The following is a 6,322-nucleotide window of genomic DNA, read 5'->3' on the forward strand; positions in this document are numbered from 1 at the left end:
CGGGGCAGCCCCCTCGGGGGGCAGCAAGCGAGCGAAGCGAGTGCGGCGTGGGGGCCCTACCTCACCGGCGCCTTGTCCTGCGACACGTCCATGATCATGCGGGTCGCCAGATACAGGCGCGGCACGATGCTGTTGATCTGGATGTATTCGGCGTCGTTGGAGTGGGCGCCGAAGCCGCTCAGCCCCATCCCTTCGATGACCGGGCCGCGGGCCTTGAGGGCGGCGAAGGCGGCGTCGGTGCCGCCGCCGCTGGCGCGGTCGACGACTTTCATCGGCAAATCCAGTTCCTTGTAGATCTGCACGCCATGCTGGGCCAGGGCGCGGGACGCCGGGGTGGCCTCCAGCGGCGGCCGGCGCACTTCGAACTTCACCGTGACCTTGGATTCAGGCAGCAGTTTCTTCTGGACGCGCTCCTCCAGCGTGCGCGCCAGGGCGTCGAAGTCGGACACGCGCAGTGCGCGGGCGTCGGCCTGGGCGGTTGCCTGGCCGGGGATGACGTTGCGGTTGGTGCCCGCCTGGGCCACCGTCCAGTTCAGTTTCAGGCCTTCCTCGGGCTTGGACAGCTTGTCCAGCTGCAGCAGCTGATGCGCCAATTCATAAAGGGCATTGACGCCGCCTTCGGGGCGCGCCCCGGCGTGCGAGGTCTTGCCTTGCACGGTCAGGTAGGCCGCGCCGATGCCGCTGGTGGCCAGCGTCAGGCGCGCCTCGGCGCCGCCGCCTTCGAACGAGAAGATGGCGTCCTGGTCGGCGCCCAGGCGGGTGATCGTGCTGCGGGCGCCCGGCGAACTGATCTCTTCGTCGCCGTTGATCAGCACGGTGATGGTGCCGAAATCGCGGAAACCCAGCTTTTGCAGCAGGGTCAGGGTGTGGATGATGGTCGCAACCCCGTGCTTGTCATCGGCGATGCCCAGGCCGTACGCCTTGTCGCCGTCCACGCGGAACGGCTGGTCTTTCAGCATGCCGTTGCGGTAGACCGTGTCCATGTGGGCGATCAGCATGATCTTCTTGGCGCCCGTGCCTTTGAATTCAGCGTGGACCATCGGGCCGACTTTCTCCGGGGTGTCGTCCAGCCGGAAGACGTCGGTGGCCGGCAGGATCTCGACCGTGCCGCCCAGTGCCTTCAGGCGGTCGCGGATCAACTCGGCGATGCGTTCGACGCCTTCGACGTCCTTGCTGCCGGATTCGATGTTGACCAGGTCTCGCATGGTGTCAAGCATGGCCTGCTGCTGGCCTTGCGCGGCTTCGTGGACGGCGGCCACGGGCGCGGCCAGCGCCGCGTGCGCGCCGCCCAGGAACGCCAGGGCGAGACAAGCGCGCAGGACATGCAGGCGGGGAGAGGTAATCGGCATCTAGGGAACCCTTTATGTGGCTGGGAAAGGGGCGCCGGCGGGAAGCTGGCGTCGGGGGCGCGCGGCCGGGTGGCGGGCCTACCCCTGCAGGTCACGATACGAGCGCGCAGGAGGCCCGAGAATGGTGATTTCCCGGGTTGACGGCATCCGGCTTCCATGTATCGGGGACGGGTCGGACGGCTTGCAGGGAACTCGAAGAGAATCTGAAGCTCCCATATGGGCGGGTGATGCTAAAATCCGCCCGCTGATCCGGTAATGACCGGTATGGGAATAGGGCGAATCGAGTTCGCCTTTTTTTATGCGTTTTCGTGCGGCTCTGGGTGGATACCCCTGGAGTGCGGCAACAGGGATTCCATGTTCGAATTTATTCGCAGCCATCGGCGCTGGATGCAGTTCATCCTGCTGCTTCTGATTGTGCCGTCCTTCTTCCTCGTCGGGATTCAAGGCTATGACAGCTTCATGCGCAAAGAGCCTGAGTTGGCGACAGTCGCCGGCCAGCCTATTTCGCGTGCCGAGTTTGATCAGGCGCACCGCAACCAGCTCGAGCAGTTCCGTCAACGTCTGGGCGCGCAGTTCGACCCGGCCGTGATCGATACGCCGGCCATGCGTGAAAGCCTGCTGAACCAGCTGATCAATCAGCGTCTGCTGGCCAACGTTGCCGTCGACAACCGTTTCACGGTTTCCGACGAAACGCTGCGCAACACCATCGCCGCCATTCCGGAAGTGCAGGACAATGGCCGCTTCTCGCCCGAGCGCTATCGCCAGGTGCTGGCTGCCCAGGGCATGTCGCCGACCTCCTTCGAAGCCGGCCTGCGCCGCGACCTCGCGGTTGCCCGCGTGCTGGAGCCCGTCGGTCAGTCCTCGCGCGCGCCCGCTGAAGTGGTGGCCTCGCTGGAAACGGCGTTGACCCAGCAGCGCACGGTGCAGCTGCGCCGTTTCGCCGCCGCCGACTACCGCTCGCAGGTCACCGTCACGCCGGCCGATATCCAGGCCTGGTACGACGCCAACAAGCAGCAGCTGCAAATCCCGGAACAGGTCCAGGTGCAATACCTGGTGCTGGACGAGGCTGCCGCCACGCAAGGCATCCAGGTCAAGGACGAAGACCTGGCTTCGTACTACGAGCAGAACAAGAACCGCTTCGGCCAGCCCGAACGCCGCCGCGCCAGCCACATCATGATCGAGCTGGCCCCGGGCGCCTCGGAAGATGCCCGCAAGGCCGCGCGCGTCAAGGCCGAAGACCTGGCTCGCCAGGCGGCTGCCGATCCGGCGCAGTTCGCCGAGCTGGCCCGCAAGAATTCGCAGGATGCCGGTTCGGCCGCCAACGGTGGCGATCTGGGCTGGCTGGCGCCGGGCATGTTGACCGGCCCGCTGGAAAAGGCGATTTTCGGCCAGGCCAAGGACCAGGTGTCCGGCGTGGTGGAGAGCCCGTCCGGCCTGCATATCGTCAAGGTCACCGAGATCCAGCCCGCTGCCGTCAAGCCGCTGGCCGAGGTCAAGGACCAGATCACGGGCGAAGTCCGCAAGCAGCTTGCCGCCGTGCATTTCTCGGAAATGGCCAGCCAGCTGAACAAGCAGGTCTATGACCAGCGCGACAGCCTCCAACCGGCCGCCGACGCCGTCGGCCTGAAGCTGCGCACCGCTTCGGGCGTGACCCGCGAAGGCCTGCTGCCCGCCGACAAGGCCGGCCCGGGCTCCGCCATCGACAGCCCCGACGCCGAATTGCTGGACAACCCGCGCGTGCGCCAGGTGCTGTTCTCGCCCGACGTCCTGCGTGAAAAGCAGAATTCCGGCGTGATCGAACTGTCGCCCGCCACGATGCTGGCCGTGCGTGTCGCCGCCGTTGAGCCGGCGCATGTGCCGACGCTGGACAAGGTCAGCGATTCCATTCGCGCCAAGCTGCTGGACGAGCGTTCGGCCGAAGCCGCCAAGAAGGCAGGCGAAGCGGCCCTGGCCGCCGACAAGGCCAACCCGTCGGCCGCGCCGGAGGGCTTCTCGCCCGCGGTGACGGTGTCGCGCCAGGATCCGAAGGATGTGCCGCAGCCGGTGGTGGACGCCGCGATGCGCTTGCCGGCGACCCAACTGCCCGGCTACGCCGGCGTGCAATCGGGCGTGGACTACACGCTCGTTCGCCTGGAAAAGGTCGAGGCCGGCACGGTTGACGCGTCCGCCAAGGACCGCCTGGCGCAACAGTTGTCGGGTGGCCTGGGCCAAGCCGAGATCGAAGCGCTGCTGAAGATGCTGCGTGAACAGTACAAGGTGCAGGTGCTGCCCAGCGCCGCCGAAGTCATCCGCGGCGACCAGCCGCAGGCGGCGGGCTGATCAGCCCGCCAGGGGCCCCGCGGCCCCTAGTTCAACAGTGGCCGCAGCGTCGGCCACACGTTGTCCAGCAATTGAGGCTGGGCATCCTCGTTCGGATGGATGCCGTCAGCCTGGAACATCGCCCGGTTCGTTGCGATACCTTCCATCAGGAAGGGCACGAGCCGGGCGTTTTCGTCTTTGGCGACCGTAGGAAACAACTGGGCGAAGCGCTGCGTGTAGTCGCGGCCATAATTGGGCGGGATCTGCATGCCCACGATCAGCACCTGGGCATCCGCGTTGCGCGACGCCTGGGCCATGGCGCGCAGGTTCTGCTCGGTCATGGCCAGCGACAGGCCGCGCAGCGCGTCGTTCGACCCCAGTTCCAGCACGACTACCGCCGGCGCGTGCTGGCGCAGCAGCGCCGGCAGGCGCGCGACGCCGCCGCTGGTGGTGTCGCCGCTGATGCTGGCATTGACTACCTGGTACTTCGGGTATTGTTCCGAAACGCGGGCCGACAGCAGGGGCACCCAACCGGTGCCGCGCTTCAGACCGTATTCGGCGGACAGGCTGTCGCCCACCACCAGTACGGTACGCGACGCGGAACCCTGGGCCGCCGCGGCGGTCTGAGCGTGGGCGGGGGACGCCATGACGGCGGCTGCCAGGGCGGTTGTCGCCAGGGCGGAAGTAAGACGCAGACGGGAAAATAGGCGCATGGATAGCAAGAATTCGATCGTAGTGAAAGGGCTGGGCAAGCGGGTGGCCGATGCCGGCGGGACGCTGTCTATCCTGGAAGGTATTGATTTTACGGTGGCGGCCGGCAGCGCCGTGGCCATCACCGGAAGCTCCGGATCGGGCAAGTCCACCTTATTGGGACTGCTGGCCGGGCTGGATGTTCCCAGCATGGGCAGCGTACACCTGGCCGGCCAGGACCTGTTCGCGCTGGACGAGGACGGCCGCGCCCGGCTGCGGGCCAATCATGTGGGGTTCGTGTTCCAGTCGTTCCAGCTGCTGCCGAACCTGACCGCGCTGGAAAACGTCATGCTGCCGCTGGAGCTGGCCGGGCAGTCCGCGCGCGAGGCGGCGCAGGCCATGCTGGAACGCGTGGGGCTGGGCGCCCGGCTGCACCATTACCCACGGACGCTGTCCGGCGGCGAGCAGCAGCGCGTGTCGCTGGCGCGCGCCTTCGTGGTGCAGCCCGACCTGCTGTTTGCGGACGAGCCCACGGGCAGCCTGGATGCCGCGACGGGCGTGACCGTCATCGACCTGATGTTCGACCTGCACCGCGAGCACGGCACCACGCTGGTGCTGGTGACGCACGACCCGCAACTGGCCGCCCGTTGCGGACGCCAGCTGGTGCTGGCGGCTGGCCGGATGGTCCAGGGCGCCTGAAGCGCCCCGGACGGCCCTAACTGATCACGGCGCTCGCCGGACCGTTCACTTCGCTTTGGCGACGGCCTGGTTCCAGGCCGCGACCACGGCTTCATACTCGGTGGCGGCGGCTTCCTGGCTGACCGGGAAGATTTTGACGGTCGACAGGTCGGGCAGGGTGGTCAGGGTGGCCACCGCCACGTCCGTGCGCGTCGGGCGGCGGAAGTTCTTCACCAGTTGCGCTTCCTGCGACGCCTTGCTCAGCAGGCCGTCGTACAGCGCCTTGGCCGCGTCCAGGTTCTTGGCGCCCTTGATGATGAACATGCCTTCCGGCGCCAGGTAGCTGCCTTCGCTCGGGTAGACGAGCTTGATCTCTTTCTGGCCGCCGGCTACGTATTCCTGCGCCGCGTATTCCAGCGTCATGCCCACGGCGTATTCGCCTGCCGCCACGCCCTTGTAGGTGGTGCCCGACGAGGCCGTCACGACCGCATTGGCGGCGATCTTGTCCAGGCCGGCCTGGCCGAACTGCTTGTACAGGCCGTACACCAGCATGTAGGCCGTGCCGCTCTTGGACGGATCGGTAATGGCGAACTTGTTCTTCCACTGCGGCTGCATCAAGTCCGACCACGTGGCCGGCGCGGGCAGGCCCTTCAACTGGCGCTCGTTGACCATCATCACCATGACGTGCACGTTCGTCCCCACCCACAGGTCGTCCGGGCCGCGGAATTCGGCGGGGATCTTGTCCAGGTCGGCGGGGCGATAGGCCTGCAGGTGCTGGCGGTAGGCGCCGAGCGTGCCGAAGCCGCCGCTCCAGAACAGGTCGCCGCGCGGGTTCTGCGATTCGGCCTCGATGCGCTTCATCATCGTGCCGGTGCCGCCCGTGACGGGCTGCACGTTCAGCTTGGGGCTCGTCCTCTTCACGGCTTCCAGGGCGGTCTCGATGGTTTCCGTGTTGTTGGACGAATACAGCACGACGTTCTGGGCGTGCGCGGCGCCCGTCGCCAGGGCGGCGGTCAGGACACTGGTGAGTATCAGGTGCTTGAGTTGCATGGGTAGCCTTTGGATCGAGGGGGTTATTTGCCGGAGAACAGCTTGATGCGGAATGCCTTGACCGACACGATGATGGGCAGCACGATCACCGTGACCAGCGCGGCGCCGTAGGCGGACGCCATGCCCAGACGGCCGCCGTCGACTTGGCGGAAGATGGCGATCGGCATGGTTTCCAGGCCGCCGCTGTAGGCGACGATCGAGGCCGACAGCTCGGAGATCGTCGTCAGCCACATCAGGATGGCGGCCGAGATGATCGA

The 6,322-nt window shown here is 66.8% G+C and carries 5 protein-coding genes and 1 pseudogene; 2 read left to right on the plus strand and 4 right to left on the minus strand.

The genetic code is table 11. From position 1 onward, the window contains the following. Positions 1-56: 56 nt before the first annotated feature. Complete coding sequence (locus ACO6D5_RS23670) at positions 57-1,349, minus strand: M20/M25/M40 family metallo-hydrolase (RefSeq protein ID WP_485826729.1); 1,293 nt, start codon at positions 1,347-1,349, stop codon at positions 57-59. Positions 1,350-1,703: 354 nt separating this feature from the next. Between ACO6D5_RS23670 and ACO6D5_RS23675 the strand changes: the two genes are divergently transcribed. Then, the gene (locus ACO6D5_RS23675; RefSeq protein WP_315847343.1) at positions 1,704-3,668 is read left to right on the plus strand and encodes a SurA N-terminal domain-containing protein; all 1,965 of its coding nucleotides are present in this window, start codon (positions 1,704-1,706) and stop codon (positions 3,666-3,668) included. A 26-nt stretch (positions 3,669-3,694) separates the two neighbouring features. Here the strand turns inward: ACO6D5_RS23675 and ACO6D5_RS23680 are convergent, their stop codons facing one another. Continuing rightward, positions 3,695-4,360 (minus strand): GDSL-type esterase/lipase family protein, encoded by a 666-nt coding sequence (locus tag ACO6D5_RS23680; RefSeq protein ID WP_315847344.1) that lies wholly within the window; start codon positions 4,358-4,360, stop codon positions 3,695-3,697. Between ACO6D5_RS23680 and ACO6D5_RS23685 the strand changes: the two genes are divergently transcribed. Next, positions 4,359-5,036: an ATP-binding cassette domain-containing protein gene (locus tag ACO6D5_RS23685; protein WP_315847345.1), complete on the plus strand. Its 678-nt coding sequence runs from the start codon at positions 4,359-4,361 to the stop codon at positions 5,034-5,036. The two genes, ACO6D5_RS23680 and ACO6D5_RS23685, sit on opposite strands and share 2 nt — an antisense overlap. Positions 5,037-5,081: 45 nt before the next feature. Here ACO6D5_RS23685 and ACO6D5_RS23690 read toward each other — a convergent pair whose 3' ends face one another. Both ACO6D5_RS23690 and ACO6D5_RS23695 read right to left on the minus strand, forming a co-directional pair. Continuing rightward, positions 5,082-6,065, minus strand: coding sequence for an ABC transporter substrate-binding protein (locus tag ACO6D5_RS23690; protein ID WP_485826730.1), 984 nt, complete (start codon positions 6,063-6,065; stop codon positions 5,082-5,084). A gap of 23 nt (positions 6,066-6,088) precedes the next feature. Then, a pseudogene (locus tag ACO6D5_RS23695) lies at positions 6,089-6,322 on the minus strand (ABC transporter permease); the annotation flags it as partial.

The organism is Achromobacter sp. (genome assembly GCF_057314935.1).

Excerpts from the sequence above, each read along its gene's own strand:
- ACO6D5_RS23670 (WP_485826729.1), bottom strand. The coding sequence starts at position 1,349 with ATGCCGATTACCTCTCCCCGCCTGCATGTCCTGCGCGCTTGTCTCGCC.
- ACO6D5_RS23690 (WP_485826730.1), bottom strand. The coding sequence starts at position 6,065 with ATGCAACTCAAGCACCTGATACTCACCAGTGTCCTGACCGCCGCCCTG.
- ACO6D5_RS23675 (WP_315847343.1), top strand. The coding sequence starts at position 1,704 with ATGTTCGAATTTATTCGCAGCCATCGGCGCTGGATGCAGTTCATCCTG.
- ACO6D5_RS23680 (WP_315847344.1), bottom strand. The coding sequence starts at position 4,360 with ATGCGCCTATTTTCCCGTCTGCGTCTTACTTCCGCCCTGGCGACAACC.
- ACO6D5_RS23685 (WP_315847345.1), top strand. The coding sequence starts at position 4,359 with ATGGATAGCAAGAATTCGATCGTAGTGAAAGGGCTGGGCAAGCGGGTG.